This is a genomic window from Nonomuraea sp. NPDC050394 (assembly GCF_044459065.1).
GTDB lineage: Bacteria > Actinomycetota > Actinomycetes > Streptosporangiales > Streptosporangiaceae > Nonomuraea.
Map to the genome: position 1 here is coordinate 370,071 of NZ_JBITIO010000005.1, position 23,155 is coordinate 393,225.

21 protein-coding genes are annotated in these 23,155 nt (G+C 70.7%); 13 read left to right on the plus strand and 8 right to left on the minus strand.

Going from position 1 to position 23,155, the window contains the following annotated elements; genetic code table 11:
• Window positions 1–10 precede the first annotated feature (10 nt).
• The 11 genes from ACIBKY_RS22650 (at window position 11) to ACIBKY_RS22700 (ending at window position 11,242) form a co-directional block, all read left to right on the plus strand.
• Window positions 11–1,279 (plus strand): C40 family peptidase, encoded by a 1,269-nt coding sequence (locus ACIBKY_RS22650; RefSeq protein ID WP_397099036.1) that lies wholly within the window; start codon window positions 11–13, stop codon window positions 1,277–1,279.
• Between the two features lie 74 nt (window positions 1,280–1,353).
• A complete protein-coding gene (locus tag ACIBKY_RS22655; RefSeq protein WP_397099038.1) occupies window positions 1,354–1,860 on the plus strand; it encodes a hypothetical protein in 507 nt (168 codons plus the stop codon).
• Between the two features lie 235 nt (window positions 1,861–2,095).
• The gene (locus ACIBKY_RS22660) at window positions 2,096–3,889 is read left to right on the plus strand and encodes a phosphoenolpyruvate carboxykinase (GTP) (protein ID WP_397099039.1); all 1,794 of its coding nucleotides are present in this window, start codon (window positions 2,096–2,098) and stop codon (window positions 3,887–3,889) included.
• Window positions 3,890–3,929: 40 nt separating this feature from the next.
• Window positions 3,930–4,895, plus strand: a complete 966-nt coding sequence (locus ACIBKY_RS22665; RefSeq protein WP_397099041.1) for a TIGR04222 domain-containing membrane protein — start codon at window positions 3,930–3,932, stop codon at window positions 4,893–4,895.
• 60 nt (window positions 4,896–4,955) lie between these two features.
• Window positions 4,956–5,912, plus strand: coding sequence for a TIGR04222 domain-containing membrane protein (locus ACIBKY_RS22670; RefSeq protein WP_397099043.1), 957 nt, complete (start codon window positions 4,956–4,958; stop codon window positions 5,910–5,912).
• 60 nt (window positions 5,913–5,972) lie between these two features.
• Window positions 5,973–6,803, plus strand: a complete 831-nt coding sequence (locus ACIBKY_RS22675) for a DUF692 family multinuclear iron-containing protein (protein WP_397099045.1) — start codon at window positions 5,973–5,975, stop codon at window positions 6,801–6,803.
• A gap of 316 nt (window positions 6,804–7,119) precedes the next feature.
• Window positions 7,120–7,500, plus strand: coding sequence for a hypothetical protein (locus ACIBKY_RS22680; RefSeq protein ID WP_397099047.1), 381 nt, complete (start codon window positions 7,120–7,122; stop codon window positions 7,498–7,500).
• Between the two features lie 9 nt (window positions 7,501–7,509).
• Window positions 7,510–8,337, plus strand: a complete 828-nt coding sequence (locus tag ACIBKY_RS22685) for an amidohydrolase family protein (RefSeq protein WP_397099049.1) — start codon at window positions 7,510–7,512, stop codon at window positions 8,335–8,337.
• 72 nt (window positions 8,338–8,409) lie between these two features.
• Window positions 8,410–8,910, plus strand: a complete 501-nt coding sequence (locus ACIBKY_RS22690) for a hypothetical protein (RefSeq protein WP_397099051.1) — start codon at window positions 8,410–8,412, stop codon at window positions 8,908–8,910.
• Window positions 8,911–8,959: 49 nt separating this feature from the next.
• A complete protein-coding gene (locus ACIBKY_RS22695; protein ID WP_184967670.1) occupies window positions 8,960–9,727 on the plus strand; it encodes an isoprenyl transferase in 768 nt (255 codons plus the stop codon).
• 195 nt (window positions 9,728–9,922) lie between these two features.
• The gene (locus ACIBKY_RS22700) at window positions 9,923–11,242 is read left to right on the plus strand and encodes a PhoH family protein (RefSeq protein WP_397099053.1); all 1,320 of its coding nucleotides are present in this window, start codon (window positions 9,923–9,925) and stop codon (window positions 11,240–11,242) included.
• Here ACIBKY_RS22700 and ACIBKY_RS22705 read toward each other — a convergent pair.
• From ACIBKY_RS22705 to ACIBKY_RS22715, 3 genes are read right to left on the minus strand one after another with little or no spacing between them, the layout of a single operon-like run.
• The gene (locus ACIBKY_RS22705; RefSeq protein ID WP_397099055.1) at window positions 11,232–11,780 is read right to left on the minus strand and encodes a hypothetical protein; all 549 of its coding nucleotides are present in this window, start codon (window positions 11,778–11,780) and stop codon (window positions 11,232–11,234) included. The genes ACIBKY_RS22700 and ACIBKY_RS22705 overlap by 11 nt on opposite strands.
• Entirely contained in the window at window positions 11,777–13,186 is a 1,410-nt protein-coding gene (locus tag ACIBKY_RS22710; RefSeq protein ID WP_397099057.1) for an ATP-binding protein, read from the minus strand. The genes ACIBKY_RS22705 and ACIBKY_RS22710 overlap by 4 nt, the downstream gene beginning before the upstream one ends.
• Entirely contained in the window at window positions 13,186–13,860 is a 675-nt protein-coding gene (locus ACIBKY_RS22715; RefSeq protein WP_184967676.1) for a response regulator transcription factor, read from the minus strand. The genes ACIBKY_RS22710 and ACIBKY_RS22715 overlap by 1 nt, the downstream gene beginning before the upstream one ends.
• Window positions 13,861–14,182: 322 nt before the next feature.
• On the opposite strand from ACIBKY_RS22715, the gene ACIBKY_RS22720 reads away from it, so the two are divergent.
• Both ACIBKY_RS22720 and ACIBKY_RS22725 read left to right on the plus strand, forming a co-directional pair.
• A complete protein-coding gene (locus ACIBKY_RS22720) occupies window positions 14,183–14,818 on the plus strand; it encodes a lytic transglycosylase domain-containing protein (RefSeq protein WP_397099059.1) in 636 nt (211 codons plus the stop codon).
• A 60-nt stretch (window positions 14,819–14,878) separates the two neighbouring features.
• Window positions 14,879–16,873 (plus strand): glycosyltransferase family 2 protein, encoded by a 1,995-nt coding sequence (locus ACIBKY_RS22725; RefSeq protein ID WP_397099061.1) that lies wholly within the window; start codon window positions 14,879–14,881, stop codon window positions 16,871–16,873.
• On the opposite strand, the gene ACIBKY_RS22730 is transcribed toward ACIBKY_RS22725, so the two are convergent.
• Genes ACIBKY_RS22730 through ACIBKY_RS22750 form a run of 5 tightly spaced genes read right to left on the minus strand, consistent with a single transcriptional unit; the run spans window position 16,863 to window position 22,923 of the window.
• The gene (locus ACIBKY_RS22730; RefSeq protein ID WP_397099063.1) at window positions 16,863–17,999 is read right to left on the minus strand and encodes an alpha/beta hydrolase family protein; all 1,137 of its coding nucleotides are present in this window, start codon (window positions 17,997–17,999) and stop codon (window positions 16,863–16,865) included. The two genes, ACIBKY_RS22725 and ACIBKY_RS22730, sit on opposite strands and share 11 nt — an antisense overlap.
• Complete coding sequence (locus ACIBKY_RS22735) at window positions 17,999–18,994, minus strand: alpha/beta fold hydrolase (protein WP_397099065.1); 996 nt, start codon at window positions 18,992–18,994, stop codon at window positions 17,999–18,001. The genes ACIBKY_RS22730 and ACIBKY_RS22735 overlap by 1 nt, the downstream gene beginning before the upstream one ends.
• Window positions 18,991–20,262 carry an MFS transporter gene (locus ACIBKY_RS22740; RefSeq protein ID WP_397099067.1) on the minus strand — a complete coding sequence of 424 codons (1,272 nt, stop codon included), beginning with the start codon at window positions 20,260–20,262 and terminating at the stop codon, window positions 18,991–18,993. The genes ACIBKY_RS22735 and ACIBKY_RS22740 overlap by 4 nt, the downstream gene beginning before the upstream one ends.
• Before the next feature lie 31 nt (window positions 20,263–20,293).
• Window positions 20,294–22,174 carry a helix-turn-helix domain-containing protein gene (locus tag ACIBKY_RS22745; RefSeq protein WP_397099069.1) on the minus strand — a complete coding sequence of 627 codons (1,881 nt, stop codon included), beginning with the start codon at window positions 22,172–22,174 and terminating at the stop codon, window positions 20,294–20,296.
• Window positions 22,174–22,923, minus strand: a complete 750-nt coding sequence (locus tag ACIBKY_RS22750) for a 3-hydroxybutyrate dehydrogenase (RefSeq protein ID WP_397099071.1) — start codon at window positions 22,921–22,923, stop codon at window positions 22,174–22,176. The genes ACIBKY_RS22745 and ACIBKY_RS22750 overlap by 1 nt, the downstream gene beginning before the upstream one ends.
• Window positions 22,924–23,155: the final 232 nt, after the last annotated feature.

Sequence of the window (23,155 nt, forward strand, 5' to 3'; positions counted from 1 at the left end):
CGACCCAGGTTTGACGACACAGAACGACAACCTCCGCCGGGCCGTGGGCCCGGCGGATCCTCCGCATGCCTCGGGCATCCGGCAGGATCTGGCGTTCCTGGTGACCTCGCGCAGGCGCCGCGACTTAGGCCGGCTGATCCCCTTCATCGTGGTGACGCTGGTCGCGGTGCTCACCGCCGACGTGCTGCTGCTGGGCGAGTTCCAGAGCCCGCCGGAGCCCGAGGTCAAGACCGCCCAGTCGGTACGCCGCAAGCCCGCCGCGCCGCCCAAGGAGAACCTGGTGGCGCAGACCAGCCCCCAGGACCCGGGGGTGCGGCCGCTCGGCCGCCTGCACAAGCCGAACCTGTTCGTGGTCACCAAGAAGCCCTTCACGACCCCGCTGCTGGGCAAGGTGGCGAAGGTACGCGGCATCAGGGCGCTCGAACTGGCCGACGCCGCCTCGGTCATGATCGACGGCAAGCGGGTCCAGACGCTCGGCGTGGACCCCTCGACCTTCCGCGCGTACACGCCCAAGGTCACCGCCGCCTCCGACGGCCTGTGGACCAACGTGGCGCGGGGTGACGTGGCCGTCTCCTTCGTGCTCGGCAACGACGGCGGGCTCACCCTGCATCGCCAGGTGAGCGGTCCCGGCGGCCCGCTGCGGGTGGGCGCGTACGCGACGACCGGCTTCGGCGCGGTGGACGCGGTGGTCTCCAAGCAGACCGCGAGGACCCTGGGCCTGCCGCACGACAACGCGCTCATCGTCAGCGCGCCCAAGGCCAACTCGGCGAACCTGCGCAAGAAGCTGATGGGCATCCTGCCCAAAGGCACCCAGATCGCCGAGATCAACCCGGTCGGCCCGCCACCGGTCCAGAACCTGGTCTACCAGGGCAACTCCTTCATGTCGGGCGAGCAGATCACCGTCGCGCTGAAGGCCGCCCTGTCGAAGCTGGGCCGTCCCTATGTGTGGGGCGCCGAGGGGCCGGAGACCTTCGACTGCTCGGGGCTGGTCCAGTGGGCCTACGCCCAGGCGGGCATCAGGGTCCCGCGCGTGACGCACCAGCAGTGGCTGGCGGGCCCCCAGATCCCGTACGCCCAGGCGCAGCCCGGCGACCTCATCTTCTGGCGGCACGACCCGACCAACCCGGGGTACATCTCCCACGTGGCCATCTACCTGGGTGGCGGCAAGATGCTCCAGGCGCCGCGTACCGGTGACGTGGTCAAGATCTCGCCGGTGGGCATGCGCAACTTCGCGGGCGTGGTCCGCATCGCGCCCTCGGTGGCGGCCCGCGTCCGCTAGGGCGTTCTCTCCTCTCGTCGTTTCGGCCCGAGCAGGCTCTTGGCTACGGCCTGCAAGTGTGTAATGTTGATTACATGGAAAGCGAGATTCGCGGCTGGTTCACCGGCCGCATGCCAGAGAGCTGGTTCTCGGCTCCGCCGGAGATCGTGCTGGACCGCGAGGAGATCGCCGTGCTCGGCACGCTCCCCGACCCGCCCGCCGAGGGCGGCGAGGCTGAGCGGGCGGCGCTGATCGACGGCCTGGTCAGGCGCTTCCGCGAGGAGACACGCGAGCGGCGGATCGAGATCGCCAGGGAGGCGGAGCGCAAGTTCCGGCAGAAGGTGTCCTGGGGCGTGGTCTGCGGCGGCGAGACCGTGATGTTCACCACGTTGTCGGTACCGGTGATGACCCGGCTCCGGCAGTCCGAGCGGCAGGTCCTCGACACTCTCGTGGCCGCGGGCGTGGCCCGCAGCCGCAGCGACGCGCTGGCGTGGTGCGTGCGCCTGGTCGGCAAGCACACCGACACGTGGCTCGCCGATCTGCGCGACGCGCTGCAGCACGTCGACCGCGTCCGCTCCTCCGGCCCGGACGTCAATTCCTAGGACTGCGCAGCGGAAACGCTCCGGCGAAAGGACTAAACCTCTCGCGCTATTGGTTTAGACCATTCACATTGGCCTAAACCACTGATTCGAGGGTTTTCTTTAGAACCCGTTCATGTGGGTAGGCTTCCCCAATCACCAGGGCCTCTGCCTGCGACAACAGGTCTATGCCAATTGGCGAAAACCGGTCGTCGTCGTTAATGATGTTTTGGCCCTGAGAAGTGGAGGAGTCGCTGCCGTGTCCGTTTCTGTGGAAGTACCCGCCCCGACGAGCAATGCCGAATTGGTCGCCTGGGTGAACGAGATCGCCGCCCTGACCCAGCCCGATCGGATCGAGTGGTGCGACGGTTCCGAGGAGGAGTGGACGCGCCTGACCAACCTCCTCGTCGAACAGGGCACGTTCACGCGTCTGGCCAAGCGCCCCAACAGCTTCTACGCCAAGTCCGACCCCAGCGACGTGGCGCGCGTCGAGGACCGCACCTACATCTGCTCCGAGCGTGAGCAGGACGCCGGTCCCACCAACAACTGGATCGCGCCGGACGAGATGCGGGCCACCTTCGGCGAGCTGTTCAAGGGCTCCATGCGCGGCAGGACCATGTACGTCGTGCCCTTCTGCATGGGCCCGCTCGGCGGCGAGATCTCCCAGCTCGGCGTCGAGATCACCGACTCGCCCTACGTCGCGGTCTCCATGCGGATCATGACGCGGATGGGGGAGCGGGCGCTCCGGCTGATCGAGGAGCGCGCCGAGTTCGTGAAGGCCGTCCACAGCGTCGGCGCGCCGCTGGAGCCCGGCCAGGACGACGTCGCCTGGCCCTGCAGCAGCACCAAGTACATCAGCCACTTCCCCGAGACCCGCGAGATCTGGTCCTACGGTTCCGGCTACGGCGGCAACGCCCTGCTGGGCAAGAAGTGCTACGCCCTGCGCATCGCCAGCGTCATGGCCCGCGACGAGGGCTGGCTGGCCGAGCACATGCTCATTCTCAAGCTCACCCCGCCCAGCGGCGAGACCCGCTACATCGCCGCCGCCTTCCCGAGCGCCTGCGGCAAGACGAACCTCGCCATGCTCCAGCCGACGATCCCCGGCTGGAAGGTCGAGACGGTCGGCGACGACATCGCCTGGATGCGCTTCGGCGCCGACGGGCAGCTGTACGCGATCAACCCCGAGGCCGGCTTCTTCGGCGTGGCCCCCGGCACCGGCGAGGTCACCAACGCCAACGCCATCAGAACCCTCTGGGGCAACAGCATCTTCACCAACGTCGCGCTCACCGACGACGGCGACGTGTGGTGGGAGGGCATGACCGACATCCCGCCCGCGCACCTGACCGACTGGAAGGGCCGCGACTGGACCCCGGACAGCGACGAGCCGGCGGCCCACCCCAACGCCCGCTTCACCACACCCGCCTCCCAGGCGCCCACCATCGCCCCCGAGTGGCAGGACCCCAAGGGCGTGCCCATCTCGGCGATCCTGTTCGGCGGCCGCCGCGCCACCGCGGTGCCGCTGGTCACCGAGTCGCTGAGCTGGCAGCACGGCGTCTTCCTCGGAGCCAACGTCGCCTCCGAGAAGACCGCCGCCGCCGAGGGCAAGGTCGGTGAGCTGCGCCACGACCCGTTCGCGATGCTCCCGTTCTGCGGCTACAACATGGGCGACTACTTCGGCCACTGGCTGAAGATCGGCGACAGGGAAGGCGCGCGGCTGCCGCGCATCTACTACGTCAACTGGTTCCGCAAGAACGCCGGCGGAAAGTTCATCTGGCCGGGCTTCGGCGAGAACAGCCGCGTGCTGAAGTGGATCGTGGACCGGCTCAACGGCGAGGCCCAGGCCGTACCGTCGGCGATCGGCCTGCTGCCCAAGGAGCTCGACACCGAGGGCCTGGAGATCGCGGAGGAGGACCTCCAGACCCTGCTCAGTGTCGACAAGGACGTCTGGCGCGAGGAGGCGGCGCAGATCCCGCCGCACTTCGAGAAGTTCGGCACGCACCTGCCCAAGGAGTTGTGGGAGGAGTACAACGCGCTGCTCGACCGCCTCTCCTGAGGTTGTGGGGTACGGCGGCGCCCCTTTACCTTGACCAGGGATGGACATCTTCCTGGTCTTGGCCGCCTTCGCCCTGGTCACCCTGATCAGCAGCCTGTCGGGCCGCGTCGCCAAGCAGCGGCTCAAGGTCGTGAACGCGACGCTCTCGCAGGCGGGCCACCGGCTGACCCACTACGAGCTCGCCTACCTGGCGGGCGGGCCGCGGCGGGCGGTCAACACGGCGCTGGCCGTCCTCGCGACGGCCGGCGCCGTACGTGTCTCCCGCGGCGCCCAGGTCAGCCCGGTCCACGGCGCCACGACCTCCTCAGAGCCGCTGGAGCAGGCGGTGCTCGACGCCGTGGCCATGCGGCCCGGCCACCGGGCCGCCGAGGTGCGCAAGCTGCTGGAGTCGAGCCCGGCCCTCCTGGCTCTGGAGGCACGGCTGCGTCATGGCGGTCTGCTGATGCCGGAGGGCGCGCAGAGCGTGGCCCGGCGGCGCCTGGAAACGCTGCGGCTGGCCGCCTGGGGCGCCTTGGGCTTCGAGATCGCCCTGGTGGTGCTGGCGTTCGCCGGGGTGGCGGGCAAGGACTTCGCGTTCGTGGGCGCGCTGATGTTCGGCGGGTTCGCCGTGATCGTCGGCTTCTCCGGCTACCACAAGGAGAAGCGCAGGCTGCGCAACCTGGTCACCGGCGAGGGCAGGCGGGTGCTGAAGTCGGCGCGGCAGTACCACCCGAGGGGCCACGGCGACACCTCGACGCTGGCCATGGCCGTCGCGATGCCGGTGGCCCTGTACGGGCTGACCGAACTGGACGACCGCGACCTGTGCGACGGACTGTCGGCCGGCGACCCGCACTCCGACTGCGGCGGATCCTGCGGCACCCACAGCGACTCCGGCTCCTCGGCCTTCGGCGACGGCGGGTCCGGCGGGGGCGACTTCGGCGGATCGAGCTCGGACGGCGGCGGCGGGTCGAGTGGCTCCAGTTGCGGTGGAGGCGGCGGCGGATCGAGCTGCGGATCCAGTTCCTGATCCGGGAAACTTTCGCCGGGCCGTGTGCGTCTATCGGGTACGAGCCAGAGGAGGCCGCGCATGGACCTGATCTTGCTGATCGTTTCCGTCTTCCTCGCGGTGGCGGCAGGCGCCACCGTTTCCGCGCTCAGGCGCGAACACCTCCGCATCCGCTCCACGGCCGTGAACGGCAATCTCCGCGCCCTGGGACACTACGAGCTCGCCTACCTCGCCGGCGGGCCGAGGCGGGTGGTCAACGCCGCCATCGGCCTGCTGGCGAAGTCCGGTGACCTGCGCGTCTCGCGCGGCGGCTCGCTGCACGCGGTCTCCACCGTGGCCCGCGACCCGATCGAGGAGGCGGTGCTGGCCGCCGTCGCGGCGCGGCCCGGCGGGGTCTCCGTCGCGGCCGTCAGGCACGAGGTGGGCAACGGGGCGGCCATGGACTCGCTCAAGCACCACCTGTCGGCGCTCGGGCTGGTCGTGCCGGACGGCGATCTGGCGTCGGTGCGCGCGTACCTGAAGAAGCTGAGCGCGCTGGAGATCGGGGCGCTGCTGGCCTCGATCGGGCTGGCGATCTACCTGGTCTTCGGCGGGGGCGGGCTGCTCGGGGTGGTCGCGCTGGCGGTCACGGCCGGCACGTGGATCGGCGGCATCGTCGTGCGCAGACGCCACCACAAGATGCTCGGCAACGACGTCACGACCGCCGGGCGCGAGCAGGTCGAGTACGCCGAGCGCCGCCACATGCCGGGCGCCTACCTCGTCACCGGCGCCGCGGTCGGCGCGGTCGCCATGCCCGTCGCCCTCTACGGCCTGGGCGAGCTGGGCGACCCGCAACTGGAGGCCGAGCTGGAGGCGCAGCGCAACTCGAACGGCGCGGCCGGCGGCTCCTGCGCCGCGGGCAGCTGTGGCGGCGGCAGCGGTGACCACGGTGGTGGAAGCGACTTCGGCGGCTCGTCGGGCGGTGGCTCGGACGGCGGCGGCGGATCGAGCTGTGGAGGGGGCGGCGGCTGCGGCGGTGGCTGCGGGGGCGGCGGCTGAGCTGACGTCGGTGGCTTCGGCTGGTAAGGGGGCGGCGGTGGCGTTGGAGAGGGGGCGAGGGTGGCTGACTTCGAGCTGGGCGTGGGGATCGGCTGGCGATCCGAGATCGACCTGACCGTCGAGCGGATGGCGGGCGTGAGCTTCGTCGAGGTCATCGCGGAGAACATCAGGCCCGCCGCCGGACTGCCCGAGTCGCTGCGGGTACTGCGCGGGCGCGGCCTGCCGGTGGTGCCGCACGGCGTTGGCCTGGGCGTGGGCGGCGCCCAGCCGCCCGATCCCGACCGGCTGGCGCACCTGGCCGCGTGCGCGCAGGCGCTGGATTCGCCGCTGGTCAGCGAGCATCTGGCGTTCGTGCGGGCGGGCGGGGTGGAGGCCGGGCACCTGCTGCCGGTGCCGCGTACCCGGGAGGCGCTCGCCGTCATCGCCGACAACGTCCGCCGCGCGCAGGACGCGCTGCCGGTGCCGCTGGCGCTGGAGAACGTGGCGGCCATCTTCGGCTGGCCGGAGGACGAGCTGACCGACGGCGAGTTCCTGGCCGAACTGGTCGAGCGGACCGGGGTGCACCTGCTGATCGACGTGGCCAACCTCTACACCAACCAGGTCAACCTCGGCCTGTCCGCGGTGGCGGCCCTCGACGCGCTGCCGTTGTCGCAGCTGGCCTACGTACACGTCGCCGGGGGGCACGAGCACGGCGGCATCTGGCACGACACGCACACCGCCGGCGTGCCGCAGGAGGTCCTCGACATCCTGACCGAGCTGTGCGCGCGCGTCACGCCGCCGGGTGTGCTGCTGGAGTGGGACGACGACTACCCCAGCGACGCCGCCCTCGCGGGCGAACTGGACCGTATCAGGACCGCGATGTCGCCCGGGACCGCCCACCATGCCCCCTGACCCTTTCCCCGGTACGGCCGCCGCCCCCACACCCCACGAGCCGGAGACCGGGCAACCGCCTGGGCCGGAGGCCGGGAAGACGGTCGGGCCGGAGGCCGCGAAACCGTCTGGATCGGTGGCTGGAGAGGTGGTTGGGCCGGAGGCTGGGGGAGCGGTTGGGCCGGAGGTCGGGGAGGCGCTTGGGCCGGAGGCCGCGACACCGTCGGGATCGGTGGCAGGCGAGGCGGTTCGGCAGGACGCCGCGACACTGCCCGGGGACGGGGACGGGGACGGGGACGGGGACGGGGACGGGGCTGTGGGGGGTGTTGGCGGGCGGGTGAGTGCGGAGGACCGGCGGCGGCTGGAAGAGGCTCAGGAGCGGGTCGTGGCGGCGCTGGTGACCGGTGCGCGGGCGCCGGAGGGGTTCGACGCCGAAAGGCTCAGGGTTCAGGCCGCGAGCCTGGTGTCCAAGCGGCGCGGCGTCGTGGCCAGGCTGCGCCCCGATGCCGCCCTGGCAGCCGGAGCGGACCTGAGAGCCGAGTTCGCCGCCTACGCCGCCGCCCGCACCACCCCGCCGAAGGGCTACAGGGAGGACGCCGACGCGTTCGCCGCCTGGCTGGAGGAGAGGGGCAGGCTGCCCAAGCGGTCAAGGGGCGGGCTGCCCAAGCGGTCCGGGGGCTGGCGCGACCTCTTGCCGTGGCGGCGCAAGACATCCTAGGTTTGCGAGGTGATAGTCGACGCGCACCAGCACTTCTGGAACCTTGACACCGGCGACTACCCCTGGCTCACCCCGGACGCGGGAGTCCTCTACCGCACCTACACCCCCGAGCACCTCGCCCCTGAGCTGGCGGCCACGGGAGTGCAGGCCACAGTGCTGGTCCAGGCGGCCGACTCGCATGCGGAGACCGAAGCGATGCTGGCCCTGGCCGACGCCCACGACTTCATCGCCGGCGTCGTCGGCTGGATCCCGCTCACCGACCCCGACGAGGCCGCGGCGGCCATCGAACGCTACGGCAGTCATCGGAAGTTTGTCGGTGTACGCCACCTGATCCACGAGGAGCCCGACCCGGACTGGCTGGTGAGGGAGGGCGTGCTGGAGTCCCTGGGTGTGCTGGCCGACAGCGGGCTCGCCTTCGACGTGGTCTCGCTGCTGCCGCGCCACCTGGAGCACGTGGTCACGCTGGCCTCCCGGCACCCGACGCTCAGGATCGTCATCGACCACCTGTCGAAGCCGCGGATCAAGGACGGCGTCTGGCAGCCGTGGGCGGAGCAGATGGCCGCGGCGGCGGCCTTTCCCAACGTGTACGCGAAGGTCTCCGGGCTGGTCACCGAGGCCGACCATGCCGGCTGGACGGTCGAGGACCTGCGGCCCTACGTGGCGCACGCGGTCGAGGTGTTCGGGCCTGAGCGGCTGATGTTCGGCAGCGACTGGCCCGTGGCGCTGCTGGCCGCCGACTACCGGACGGTCTACGAGACGGCGCTGGCCCTGGTCGGGGAAGAGGGGAGAGATGAGGTGTTCGGTGGCACTGCTGGGCGTTTTTACGGGTTTAGCTGAGTTTCGGGGGGAAACTCTCTAGGCGTGGGGGGACTACGTTGTGTTGATGGGTCTTACCTGACCGTGACGCCTGTGGCCTGTCGTGACAGTGTCGGCAGGCCGTACGAGGTCACCCTTGAGCTTTGGCGGGACGGCACGCCGTACGGGATGGTGGGGGAGCGGTGCGGCTGGCTGCTCGCGCGCCTCGCGCGCGGGGTCGCGGACGCGCGCGATGGGCGCGGCGACGCGGGGCTCTGGCCGGATCCCGACGACCGGTTTCCCGAGGACGAGGCGGACGGTGAGCTGTTCTCCTTCCGTTACCGGACGCGGTCGGGCGCCGTGGGCGGCGGTGAGCTGCGCTGCCAGCTGCGCACGATTCCGGTCTGGATGCCAGGTCAAGGCCGTCGGGGTGAGTGGCGGCTGACCCGCAGGGCCTACGTCGAGGCGTGGGGTCCCGGGGGCGTCGGCATGCGGGCGGTGCTGACTTCCGCGGAACTGGCGGTGTTCGTGGGGGTGCTGGTCACAGAGGCGGAGGGCTGCCTCGGGGGACGGGATCTCGCGAGGAATCCCGTTGAGGGGGCGGGCAACGCCTAAACGCGGTGATAATTGCCTCTTACAGGCACAGCATCGCTGGGAGGGCTCCGTGGGCCTGCGCGACCTGGTCTACCGGGTGTACGAACACCGGCTGGAGGCCAAGCTCAAGCTGTCGAAGGGCAATGGCCCCCGGCACGTAGGCGTCATCATCGACGGCAACCGCCGATGGGCCCGCTCGATGGGTCTGGAGGACGTCAGCAGAGGGCACCGTAAGGGCGCCGACAAGATCTCCGAGCTGCTCACCTGGTGCCGTGAGGCGGGGGTGGAGGTCGTGACCGTCTGGATGCTGTCCAGCGACAACCTCAACCGCCCCAAGGACGAGCTTGAGCTGCTCCTTCGCATCATCGAGGACGTGGTGCAGGAGCTGGTCGAGGAGGGCTGGCGGATTAGCCCGGTCGGCGCGCTCGACCTGTTGCCGGATAGGACGGCAAATGTCCTAAAAAACGCAAAGGAAGTCACATCACACCGTCCAGGGTTGATTGTGAACGTTGCGGTTGGGTATGGAGGAAGACGTGAGATTGCCGATGCGGTGCGCTCACTCCTCCAGGAGCAAGCAAGCAAGGGAGCCAGCATCGAGGACCTCGTCGAGGTTCTCGATGTCGAGCACATCGCCGAGCATCTCTACACTCGCGGCCAGCCCGACCCGGACCTTCTCATCCGGACCTCGGGAGAGCAGCGGCTTTCCGGGTTCATGCTCTGGCAGAGCGCTCATTCCGAGTTCTATTTCTGCGAGGCCTACTGGCCCGACTTCCGCAGGGTCGACTTCCTGCGGGCGCTGCGCGACTACGCCGCGAGACACCGTCGTTACGGTTCCTGATCCCGCATGGGGGTATCTGGTACGTAACGTTGAAAGTGACCGGCCGAAGGCCGGTCACTTCGGAGGGGGCCCGCCTTTGCTGCGCTATCTGCTGAGGGGGGCCGGACCCCGGCACCCGTCGGCGGGTGCGGGTCCGGTCCGATTCCCACCTCGTCTGCAGGGCGCCTGTCCCCATGGGCGCCCGGGGGAGAACGTGTGGCAGTGTCCTCGAGCAACCCTTCGACCAACTCCGGCAAGCGCACCTACGTGCTGGACACGTCGGTCCTTCTAGCCGACCCGGCGGCGATGACCAGATTCGCCGAGCATGAGGTCGTCCTCCCGATCGTCGTGATCACGGAGCTGGAAGGGAAGCGTAACCATCCAGAACTCGGCTACTTCGCGCGCAAGGCATTGCGTTACCTCGACGACCTGCGCGTGCAATACGGCAGGCTCGACGAGCCCATGCCCACCGGGGAAGGCACGATCAGGGTTGAACTCAACCACAGCGACCCGTCCATCCTGCCCGTAGGCTTCCGCCTCGGCGACAACGACACCCGCATCCTCACCGTGGCCCGTTCGCTGGCCGCAGAGGGACGCGACGTCGTCCTGGTCTCCAAGGACCTGCCCTTGCGGGTCAAGGCGGCCTCGATCGGCCTGTCGGCGGAGGAGTACCGCGCCGAACTGGTCGTGGAGTCGGGCTGGACGGGGATGGCCGAGATCCAGGTGACCACCGAGGACGTCGAGAAGCTCTTCGAGCACGGCGCCGCGGAACTGGAGGAGGCCAGGGACCTGCCCGCGCACACCGGGCTGCGGCTGCTGTCGAGCAAGGGTTCGGCGCTCGGCCGGGTGCTGCCCGACAAGTCGGTCAAGCTGGTGCGGGGCGACCGCGAGGTGTTCGGGCTGCACGGCCGTTCGGCCGAGCAGCGCATCGCGCTGGAGCTCCTGATGGACCCCGAGATCGGCATCGTGTCGCTGGGCGGCAGGGCCGGCACGGGAAAGTCCGCCCTGGCGCTCTGCGCGGGCCTGGAGGCCGTTCTGGAGCGCCGCCAGCACCGCAAGGTCGTGGTCTTCCGCCCGCTGTACGCGGTCGGCGGCCAGGAGCTCGGCTACCTTCCCGGCACCGAGGGCGAGAAGATGGGCCCCTGGGCCCAGGCCGTCTACGACACCCTGGGCGCGGTGACCACTCCTGAGGTGATCGAGGAGGTCATCGACCGCGGCATGCTGGAGGTGCTGCCGCTCACCCACATCCGCGGCCGGTCGCTGCACGACGCGTTCGTGATCGTGGACGAGGCGCAGTCGCTGGAGCGCGGGGTGCTGCTGACGGTGCTGAGCCGCATCGGGGCCAACTCCCGCGTGGTGCTCACCCACGACATCGCCCAGCGCGACAATCTGCGGGTGGGCCGCCACGACGGCGTCGTGGCGGTGGTGGAGAAGCTCAAGGGACATCCGCTGTTCGCCCACGTGACCCTGACCAGGTCCGAACGCTCGCCGATCGCGGCGCTGGTGACGGAGATGCTGGAGGACATCACCCTTTAGCCTCTTCCATTTCCCCGCAGATGTGCTGCCCCTCGTCCTGGGGAGCCCTGCTGGGGAACTGGCGGATGATCTTCACTTGCCCGAACTGCGTTTCCTGCTGGGCGGTGCAGACGATCTGCGCCTTGCCCAGCGGGGAAAGCGGTCCGGTGCCCCTGATGTACACGGTCAGCGTGGACGTCCTCGGCAGGCGCGTCTCGTCGCGGGTCTCCGGGTCGAGCGAGTCCTGCATGCCTTCGTAGGTGAAGCCGCCCAGGGCGGTGTGCAGGCCGCCCAGTTGCCGGCTGTTGGCCTGGAACAACGCGGTGAGCAGGCTGTCCACGGTGTCGTTCTCCACGTCGGCCGGCTCCTTGGTCAGCGCGAAGCGCGCGCGCCTGCTGTCCCGCCGCTGCTCGGTCGGCTTGAGCAGGTAGATGGTCTTGGACGGTGGCGGGATCTTGACCGTCGGCGGTCCCGCCACGTCCACCACGTTCGTGGGCGTGATCCCGCAGCCCGCCACCGCGAGGAGGAGGCCGGCCGCCAGCGCTCGCCGGCCGTTCACAGGCCCGGCAGCCAGACCGTGAACAGGGTGCCGGGACCCTGCCTGCGCACCGAGATGGTGCCCTCGTGCAGGTGCACGTTCGCCCGGGTGATGGCCAGGCCGAGACCGCTGCCGTGGCTGCGCGAGCGTCCCGCTCCCGCCTTGAAGAACCGGTCGAAGACGTACGGCAGCGCCTCCTCGGGAATCCCGGCGCCATGGTCGCGTACCTTCATCTCCAGCCCGTTCTCCGTGCCTCTGGCCGACACCTGGACCGGCGGGCCGCCGTGTTTGAGCGCGTTGCCCACCAGGTTGGCGACGATCACGTCGAAGCGGCGCGGGTCCACGGTGGCCGCCAGTCCCTTTGCCACGTTCACCTCCACGGTCTCCGTCCAGCCGCGTGTCTCCAGGCTGTCATGGATGGCGTCGTGGACGTTGACGGATTCCACGTTGAGCGTGGCCGTACCGGCGTCGAAGCGGCTGACCTCGATGAGGTGCTCGACGAGGTGGCGCAGCCGTTCGATCTCCGACAGCACGAGCCTGACCGCCTCGGCGGGCGCGTCGGGCAGCCGCTCGGCCTCCTCCATGAGCATGTCGGCCACGGCGGTCATCGCGGTCAGCGGTGTCCGCAGCTCGTGCGAGACGTCGGCGACGAAGCGGCGCGAGAGGGCCTCCAGCGCGCGTAGCTCGGAGACGCTGAGCTCCAGCGCGGCGGCGGCGTCGTTGAACCTGGCGGTCAGCGCGGCCAGCTCGTCCTGGCCGTGGACGGGCAGCCGGGTGTCGAGACGGCCCTCGCCGAGCGCCTGGGCGGCGGCGCTGAGGCGGCGTACGGGCAGCAGCACGCTTCTGGCCGAGACCAGCGCGACGCCGAGCGCGATCAGCACGATGACCGCGCCGCCCTGCGCGAGCGAGCCCTTGAGCGTGGTGAGCTGGTCCTCTTCCTCGCGCATGGAGAAGAAGACGAAGGCGCGCAGCCCGCTGGCCTCGGGCACGGGGCCGTCCCTGCGGTAGACCTCGGCGCCGACGATCAGCCACATGTCGTCGCCGATCACCTGGCGCTGTTTGACCACGCCGCCGCGGGCCCTGCCGTGCAGCTCGTGCGGGACGTTGGCCATCGACAGCGGGCCCTCCGAGAAGCTCAGGTGGCCGTATTCCAGCGCGATGCTGCGGCCGGGGCCGTTGAGCGCGTCGGCCAGCTGTTGCAGGTCCTTGTAGTCGGCCGCCGCCTCCCCCTGGCGCAGCGTGCCGACCGGGAAGGTGATCTGGCGCAGCTCCCGGGTGACCAGGTCGACGGCGCTGCCCTCGGCCCGCTCGATGAGGGCGGTCTTGGCCAGTTCGTAGCCGATGGTGGCGACCATGACCGAGGCCGCCACGGCGACGAGCGTGAACGTGATGACCAGGCGGGCGCGCAGTCCGGTGGGCGGCCGCATCACGGAGGGCTGAACCGGTAGCCGAAGCCGCGGACGGTGTGGATGAACACCGGTTCGGCCGGGCGCGGTTCGATCTTCGCCCGCACTCGCTGGACGCAGGCGTCGACGAGGCGGGAGTCGGCCACGTGGGTGTGGTCCCAGACGACGCGCAGCAGATAGCGCCGGTTGAGCACCTGGCCGGGATGACGCACGAGCTCCAGCAGCAGGCGCAGCTCGGTGGGGGTCAGGTGGATCTCCTTGTTGGCCAGCGTGACCTTCAGCGCGCCCCGGTCGATCATGAGGTCGCCGAAGGAGATGCGGTCGGAGGAGGCCGACTCGGCGCGGCGCAGGATGGCTCTGATCCGCGCGTCCAGTACCCGGGGCTCGACCGGCTTGACCACGTAGTCGTCGGCGCCGGCCTCCAGCCCGACCACGACGTCGAGGTCGTCGCCGCGGGCGGTGAGCAGGATGACCGGCAGCTGGTCCAGGCGGCGGATGCGGCGGCACACCTCGACTCCGTCGATTCCCGGCAGCATCACGTCGAGAATGGCGATCTCCGGGCGGCGGGACCTGATGTGGTCGAGCGCCTCCTCGCCCGTGGCGTAGGACGTCACGGAGTGCCCCTGCCGGGTCAGCGCCAGCTCCAGGGCGGTGCGGACGGAGGGGTCGTCTTCGACGAGGAGGATGCCTGCCACGCGCACATTATTCTTCCACCCCGCGAATATCCGTGTTCTGTCATAAAAATGTGACATCACCGGGAAGGGCGGGCGGAAGTCTGTAATGAGGGCTCTCCCTTCGGTGAGCGGGGCGCGAGGGGCGGGCCTTACGCATGTGACAAAAGTCACAGTCGTGAAAGAAAGACCTGTGTGGCCTGCTGGTCAGTCAATGGAACACCAACCGGATGTCGCGTTTTGGTTGCGGACCACCCCCTGGGACAGGGCATTCTCATAGGTCGTGAGCCCTGGTCCGGAGTTGAAGGAGCGCGAAGCGCCGCCGTCTCGCCGCAAGAAGAAGGCGATGAGCCCGAAGCGCGTGCTGATCTTCGGTTTGGCGGCCGTGGTCGTGGCCGGCGGCGGTGGTTTCACCGCCTACACCGCGATCCAGAACTCCAAGGCCGCCCACACCCCGATCTCCCTCGAGGAGTGGGGCAAGATCGCCATGGGCGACTTCTACTCGCCGGATCCCAAGGCCGACTCCTACAAGGCCGCGGCGGTCACGGCGTACCAGAAGGACAAGCTCAAGAAGGAGCGCAAGGGCGTCGAGAGCCTCGACCCGGTCATCATCAAGAAGCGCGGGCCCGGCGGCGACGGCTTCCCGCCCGCCAACTTCCCGGTCGGCAGCAACCCCTCGCCCGGCAGTAACAAGGCACTCGCGAAGGGGATGCTCGGCCAGTTCGGCTTCGGCGAGGACCAGTGGGGCTGCCTGGAGAAGCTCTGGCACAAGGAGAGCGGCTGGAACGAGCGGGCCATGAACCGCTACTCCGGCGCCTACGGCATCCCCCAGTCGCTGCCCGGCAGCAAGATGGCCAGCGCGGGCGCCGACTGGCAGACCAACGCCGCCACCCAGATCGAGTGGGGCCTCGGTTACATCAAGGGCCGCTACGGCACCCCTTGCGGTGCTTGGGGCCATTCCCAGGCCAAGGGCTGGTACTGACCCGCTATTCGATCGGCAAGCCGGCGCGCCTGATCCGGTAGTACGGCGCACCCTGGCGGCATGGCTATGAAGGTCAGCGTGATCGTCAGTGTCCATAATCCGGGTGCCGGCGCCGATCCGTGCATCCGCTCCGTGCTGGAGCAGACGTTGCCGCCGGAGGCGTACGAAGTGATCTTCGTGGACGACGGGTCCACGGACGGCATCGCGGAGCGCCTCGACACCGTGGCCGCGGTCCGCAGAAACGTGAGGGTCCTGCACCTGCCGCACACCGGCTCGCCCATGCGCGGGCGCAACATCGGACTGGCCGCCGCCAAGGGCGAGTTCGTCTACTTCCTCGACCAGCGCGACCGCCTGGAGCGCACCGCGCTGGAGCACATGCACACGCGTGCGGGGGAGACCGACGCCGACGTGCTCGTCGGCCGCCTCGTCCGTGACTCCGGGCCGCCGATGACCGCGTTCGAGGCCAGCACCGCCCGCGCCGACATCCTGCGTGACCGGCTGCTCAGCCTGCTCACGCCGCACAAGCTCTTCCGCCGGGCGTTCCTGGAGAGGCATCAGCTGGGCTTCGCCGTACCCGGGGGGCGGATGGCCGAGCAGGCGTTCGTGGTGCGCGCCTATCTCCTGGCCAAGGTCGTCGCGGTGATGGCCGACCAGGTCTGCTGTCACCTCGGCGAACGCGAGGAGACCGACGACGACCTGCGCACTGTCGCCGGCGAGCTGCTGTCGCTGCTGAACGTCGTCGACGAGCACACCGAGCAGGGCCGCCAGCGCGATCGCATGTACGCGCACTGGCTGCGGTCCGTGGTACTGCGCCCGTTCCTGAGCGCCCGTTTCGCCGGATCCTCGGTGGATCGCGGGAAGATGTTCACCACGAGCAGGGAGCTCGTGCTGGAGCGCTTCCCCGAGCGGCTCGACCGGCACCTGCCGGTACACCTGCGCGCGGTCGCCGCGTTCCTGCGGGCCGGCCGCCTCGACCAGCTCGTCAGCTACGCCAACGCCACCCGCCGCGCCGACCTGCGCGCCGACCTGCTCGACGTGCGCTGGGACGGCCCCGTGCTCGCCCTCGGCCTCGCCGTGGAGCTGCTGGCCGCCGACGGCGAGCCCGCCCGCTACCGGGTGGAGGACGGGCGCCTGCGGTGGCTGCCGCCGTGCTCGCTCGACGACAAGGTCCTGCCCGACGGCGTCACGGACGTCACCACCGCCGTGGCGCGCGCCCGCATCGAGGTCTACGTACGGCACGCCGACACCGGCGTCGTCTACTTCCTGCCCGTCACCTACCACGTGGAACGCGTGCCGGAGGACGAGGACGTACGGCTGCGCATCGTCGGCGAGGCCAAGCTGGACGTGGCCGTCGCCGCGCTCGGCGCCCCGCTCGCCTCCGGCCAATGGGAGGTCCACGTCCGCATGTACGGCGGCGCCCTCCAGGCCAGAACCCGCGTACGCCGCCCCGACGGCCCGCTCAACTGCCTGGGCATCCTGGCCCAGCGCCCCAGGCGCCGCCTGGTCGTCCCATGCTGGACCGACGCCGGAGAGCTGGGCCTGGCCATCGAGCCGCGCTCGTTCTCCGAGTCGATCGCCCTGGTCTCACCGGGAGCCAGCATCCGCAGGCAGGAGAACCACATCTACGTGGTCGTGCCCGTGCCGTATGTGCCGCCGAGCGGCGGACCCCCGTTGGAGCTGGTGCTGCGCAACACGGCCGGCCGCCTGCGCGAGATCTCCGCGCCCGCACTGGTGGAGCCGGGCGTACCCGGCAGGATCGCGGGCCAGCTCGTGGCCAAGGTTCCGGTCAAGCGGCTGCTGCCGGGCCGCGACCGGCTCGGTCCCGGCGCCTGGATGTCCTCGTTGCGCGCCGAGGACGACGAGGTGGGCCTGCGCTTCAGGCTGGAGATGCGCGGCAGCAAGGTAGAGGTGTGCGCCTCGACCGAGCTGGACCCGGCGCGGCGCTCGCCCATGGGACGCGACACGATGCTGCGCCGCCTGGGCCGGCGGCTGCCGGGAGCCCGGCACCTGGTCCGCCTGGCCCGCGCGGGCAAGCACCGCTACCTCAAGGACTGACCCAGTCCTCCAGTTCCTCGAAAGCCTTCCTGAACTCGGGCAGGATCGGCCTGAGCCGGTCCGGATAGGCGTCGGCCAGGGCGTCCAGGTGGTTGCCGCCCTCGACGCGGTGGTAGCGGAAGGGGCGGTGCGGGCCGACCATCCCGGCGTAGACGTCGGAGGAGCGCGCGATGGGCAGCAGGGCGTCCAGCGTGCCGTGGACGGTGATGAGCGGCTTGGTGATCCGGCCGGTCAGCGCGATCTTCGCCACGGCCGCGTACGGCCGGCGCTCGGCATACACGTAGTCGGCCGGTGCGCCCGTGTAGGCCGGGTCCAGTTCCTTCTGGTAGAGCTGCTGGGTGAGCTCCCAGTAGTACTGGCGGTGGAAGGGCCACAGAAACTCCGACTCCGGCGGGAAGCCGGCCCGCGAAGGGCCGTGCTTGAGTGCCGTGGGCAGGAAGTCCAGCAGGTTGTCGCCCTTCACCCGCCAGAGTGTGCCCTCCCAGTCGACGCCGCCGTCGTAGAGGTGGCCGCGGTTCTCCAGCTGCCACCTGACCAGGTAGCCGCCGTTGGAGATGCCGGCCATGAGGGTGCGGGCGGGCGGCCTGCCGTACCGCTGCCTGACGACGGATTTCGCGGCCAGCGTGAGCTGGGTGACGCGGTGGTTCCACTCGGCGATGGCGTCGCCGGGGCGGCGGCCGTCGGTGTGGAAGTCGAGGCCGACGTTGCCCTTGTCGGTGGCGGCGAAGGCGTAGCCCTTGGCCAGGACCCAGTCGGAGATGGTGAAGTCGTTGGCGTACTGCTCCCGGTTGCCGGGGGTGCCGGAGACCACCAGGCCGCCGTTCCAGTTCTTGGGCAGGCGGATGACGAACTGGGAGTCGTGGTTCCAGCCCCGGGTCTTGTTGCCGGTGGAGGTGTCGGGGAAGTAGCCGTCGATCTGGGTGCCGGGGACGCCGGTGGGGTTGGTCGTGGCCGCCGAGTGGAGACCGGCCCAGTCGGCGGGGTCGGTGTGGCCGGTGGCGGTCGTGCCGGCGGTGGTGAGGTCGGCGAGGGCCGCGGTGACCGTGTGCCCGGCGCCGGGGACGGTGAGCTGCGGGGTGGCGACGACCATGCTGCCGAGCAGGGTGACAGCGGCTAAGGCGTGCATCAGGACCGTCCGAGGTGGTCGAGCAGCAGGCGGCGGAACTCCTGCGGGTGCTCCAGGTGGGGGCTGTGGCCGCAATCGGGCAGGACGGCTTCCTCGTAACGGCCGTAGCGCTCCAGGACGGCTCTGGTCTGGGCGATCATCGGCTGGGCCGGGGTGCCGGGGGAGCCGGGCACCACGCCGATCGCGCCGAGGTGCGCCAGGTCGAACGGCGAGGCGTCGGCGACGATCAGGTCGTCGGCGCCCCTGATCCACAGGATCGGCGGCTTCTGCGGGAGCTCGTGGAGGTCGTCGAGGCGGAAGTGGGTGGGGGCCAGGGCGTTCAGGACCCCGCTCTTGCCCGGGGCCACGCCGGGCCAGCGGTCGGAGGTGACGGCGTCGCCCGGGTAGTTGTGCTCGCCGATCCTGGTGGTGAGCATCGAGGCCACGTAGAAGTCCTCGTCGGGGACCGGGGCGGCGACGTAGGCGCTGCGGAAGACGGATCGCGGGGAGGTCGGGGACTCGGCCGAGGTGTCGCCGGAGCCGAGGCGGGCCACGAAGTCGGGGTTGGCCGCTCCGGCGCCCGCTCCGGTGCCGTCCTCGTGGGTCAGCCTGCCGTCGGGGCCTTCGGTGCCGCTGTAGCCGTAAGGGGAGACGGGGTTGACCAGGGTGATGCTCCGGACCAGGTCGGGGCGGTCGCGCAGGAGCTGCAGGACGACGCCGCCGCCCATGCTCCAGCCCACCAGGTGGGCTTTGGGCAGGGCGAGCGTCTCGATCAGCTCGGTCAGGTCGTCGGAGAAGTCGCGCAGGCCGCGGGTGGCGTCGACGGGGGCCGGGTCGCTCTCGCCGAAGCCGCGCAGGTCGGGCGCCAGCGGGAGGTACGGCTCCGGCAGGGCCTTCAGGGTGTCGCGCCAGAAGGCGCCGGAGGAGACGTTGCCGTGGACGAACAGCACGGGCTCAGCCCCGTTGTCACGAAATTTCAGGACGTGGTGGGTGAGGCGGGCGGTGGTGACTCTCACGCGTGGATCCTCTCAGCCAGGTCGCGGCCCTGGGTCTCCCTGGCCTTGTACACGGCGAACAGGGTCAGGAGGGCGGCGATGCCCAGGTAGATGGAGATCGGTATCGTGCTGTCGTACTCCCTGAGCAGGGCGACCGCGATCACCGGGGCCAGCGCGCCGGCCACGATGGCCGACAACTGGGCGCCGATGGACACGCCGGTGTAGCGCGAGCGCGTGGCGAACAGCTCGGCGAAGAAGGCGGCCTGCGGGCCGTACATCATGCCGTGGAACAGCAGGCCGACCGTCACCGCCAGCGTGATCGCCAGGAAGTTGCCGGTCCCGACCAGCGGGAAGAACGCGAAGATCCACACGCCGATGCCGGCGGCGCCGGCGAGGTAGATCGGACGGCGGCCGACGCGGTCCGACAGCGCGCCCCACACCGGGATCGTCAGGAAGTGGATGGCCGAGGCGATGAGCACCGCGTTGAGCACGGTCGAGTTGTCGATCTTCTCGGCCTTGGCGTAGGTGATGACGAAGACCGTCAGCAGGTAGAACGAGATGTTCTCGGCGAGGCGGGCGCCGATCGCGATCAGCACGTCGCGGCGGTGGTGGCGCAGCACGGTCACGATCGGCGGCGTCTCCTCCTTCGGCGCCTGCCGGAAGACGGGCGACTCGGAGATCGACAACCGGATCCACAGGCCGATCAGCACCAGCACGCCCGACAGCAGGAACGGCACTCGCCAGCCCCACGACAGGAACGCCGACTCCGACTGCACCGCGGCCAGCACCGCCAGCACGCCCGTCGCCAGCAGGTTGCCGCCCGGCGCGCCCGCCTGCGGCCACGACGCCCAGAAGCCGCGCCGGGCCGAGTCGCCGTGCTCGGAGACGATCAGCACGGCGCCGCCCCATTCGCCGCCGAGGGCGAAGCCCTGCACCAGGCGCAGGACCGTCAGCAGCAGCGGTGCCGCCGCGCCGATCGCGGCGTGCGTGGGCAGGCAGCCGATGAGGAACGTCGCCGCGCCCATCAGCAGCAGGCTGACGACCAGCAGCGTCTTGCGGCCCACCCGGTCGCCGAAGTGGCCGAAGACAAGGCCGCCCAGCGGTCTGGCGACGAACCCGACGGCGTAGGTGAGGAAGGCGAGCAACGTGCCGGTCAGGGGGTCGCTCTCGGGGAAGAAGAGCTTGTTGAACACCAGCGCGGCTGCGGAGCCGTACAGGAAGAAGTCGTACCACTCGATGGTGGTGCCGATCAGGCTCGCGCCGACGATCTTCTTGATGGAAGTGGCCATGCCGGTCACGCTAAAGAGTGACGGGCGTCACTCATATGGGGCCGTTCTCCACACTCTGGGGGGAGGTTGTGTGGCCGAGCCTGTGCAGGCGGAGCGCGAGCTGGAGCTCAAGGGCGCGCTCGGGTTCCTGCCAGCCGTCGCCCAGGAGCTTGGCGATGCGGTCAAGGCGCTGGGTGACGGTGTTGACGTGGATGTGCATGGCCTCGGCCGTACGCGAGGGCGAGCCGCCCGCGGCGAAGTAGGCGGCCAGCGTGTCCACCAGCGCCGTGCCCCGGCGGGCGTCGTAGCCGCTCACCGGGCCCAGGACGGAGCCCACGAAGCCGGGCACGTCCTGGCCGTCGCCGATGAGCAGGCCGACGAAGCCCAGCTCGGCCGCGCCCGCTCCGTCGCCCGCCCGGCCCAGCGCGACCAGCGCCTGGGCGCACCGCTGCGCCTCCCGGTAGGCCGCCGTGACCTCCCCGTTCCTCGGTACGGCCGCGCCCGCCGTGGCCGGCTGGCCCAGGGAGGCGGTCAGCTCGGCGGCGATCCGGCGCGCGACCGCGCCGGGATCGTCACCCGGCAGCAGCAGCACGACCTCCTCGCCGCGCGCCGCCGCCAGCCCGTGCCGGATCGCCGCCTGCGAGGAGGCCCAGAACGCCGCGCGCTCACGCTGTCCCTCGTGCCTGGCCACGACCAGCACGTGCGGGGTGTCCAGGTCCAGGCCCAGCCGGCGGGCGCGGTCGGCCAGGCCGGGTGAGCCCGGACGGGAGATCAGGTCGTCGAGGAGTTCGCCGCGCACCCGGCCCTCGGCCTCCGCGACACTGCGCCGGAACAGCAGCAGCAGCGCGCACACCTGGGCGCCGCGTTCGAGTATGCGCTCGTCGGCATCGAGAACGTGGCCGCTGCGCAGCACCAGCGTGCACAGCGGCTCGCCGCCGACGTCGACGCTGGCGATGAGCAGCTCGCCGCGCCGTACGGTCCTGCCGAGGGCGCGCGAGGCCTGCGCCGCCTCGAAGACGCCCGGATCGGGCCCGGCCGCGTCGGCGTCACCGGCGAGGGGACGGCCGAGGTCGTCGAGGACGGTGAGCGTTCCGCCCAGCACCTCCGTGATCACCGCGGCGACGTTCTCGATGCCGCCGCCGCGCAGCACCACCGAGGTCATCCGGTCGTGGGCCAGCGCCGCCCGTTCGACCGCCGCCGCGTGCTCGCGCGCGGTCCTGTGCGCCTGGGACAGCTCGTCGAGGGCGTTGCGCGTCTCCTGGAGCAGCCGCGCGTTGTCGATGGCCACCGCCGCGTGCGCGGCCAGCGACGCCAGCAGCGCCTCCTCTTCCTGCAGGAACGGCCGCGCGCTGCGGTTGGCCGCGAACAACACGCCGATCACCCGGCGCCCCAGCCTGAGCGGCACCCCGAGGATGGCCACCAGGCCCTCCTCCTTGACCGCCGAGTCGATGGTCCCGGTGTGGTGGAAGCGCGAGTCCGCGGGATAGTCCGCGGTCGAGTACGGCCGCGCCGTCTGCGCCACGAGCCCGCCGAGCCCGTCGCCCATCCCGAGCCGCAGCGCCTGGAAGGCGGCCGAGACGGAGCCGTCGGTGACCCGCATGTAGGTGTCGCCGCGCTCGGGGTCTCCCAGGGTGAGATAGGCGGTGTCGGTGCCGAGCAACTGCCTGGCCCGGTGGACGATCGCCTCCAGCACCGCGTCGAGGTCGCGCAGCGCGGCCAGGTCCCCCGCGGTGTCGAACAGCGCCGACAGCTCGGCCTCGCGCCTGGCCCGGCGCCGCAGCAGCTGCCTGACCCGCAGCGCCTCCACCTTGGCCAGTTCGAGCCGCTCGATCTCGGCCGGGCCGGCGCCTGCCGCCCGCGCCTCGATGATCGGCCCCTCGAACTCGACCGCCGAGGCCTCCCGGGCGAGAAGTTCGAGGAAGCGCCTGACCACTAGCGTGCCGTCCAGCCGCCGTCGACGGTGAGCGTGACCCCGGTGATGAACGACCCGCTCGGCCCGCACAGGTACGCGGCCAGGTCGGCCACCTCCCCGGGCTCGATCAACCGCTTGATCGCCTCGGGCCCGAGCATGACGTCGGTGAGCACCTGGCTCTCGGGGATGCCGTGCGCCCTGGCCTGGTCGGCGATCTGGCGTTCGACCAGCTCGGTCCTGACGTACCCGGGCGAGACGCAGGCGGAGGTGACGCCGTGGGGCGCGCCTTCGAGCGCGATCACCTTGGACAGGCCCTCCAGCCCGTGCTTGGCCGCCGTGTACGCCGACTTGTACGGCGAGCCCCGCAGCCCGTGCACCGAGGTGATGTTGACGAAGCGGCCCCAGCCCCGTGCGTACATGCCGGGCAGCACGTGCCCGGCGATCAGGAACGGCGCCTCCAGCATGACCTTGAGCATGGTCGCGAACGTCTCCGGCGGGAACTCCTCGATCGGGGCGACATGCTGGAAACCCGCGTTGTTGACCACGATGTCCACGTCCGCCGGAAATCTCGCGAGGAAGGCGGGCTCGGCGAGGTCGGCCACGACGGCCGATCCGCCCGTCTCGGCCGCGACCTTCTCCGCCGCCTCCCTATCCCGGTCGACCGCCACCACCGCGGCCCCCAGCGAGGCCAGCTTGAGCGCGCACGCGCGCCCGATCCCCGCACCCGCACCCGTCACCAGGGCGGTCCGGCCGCTCAGCTCGTTCCCCATGCTCCCGACCATAGGCGCTGGCCGATTCCGGACGCATGGGTGCGGCCGACATACCTGGGTGTTGATCTATGTGGCCGCCGCCGAGGTGCTAGGGTTTGGCTCATGAACGCGTTTTCGTACTCCTGGTGGCCCGTCTCCTAGGCGGACCCCCTAGCGTTCATCTCTACGGCCGCCTCGACGAGGCGGCCTTTCGCGTTTTTCCCTCCGCCTTGCCGAGCAGACTCGACACCCG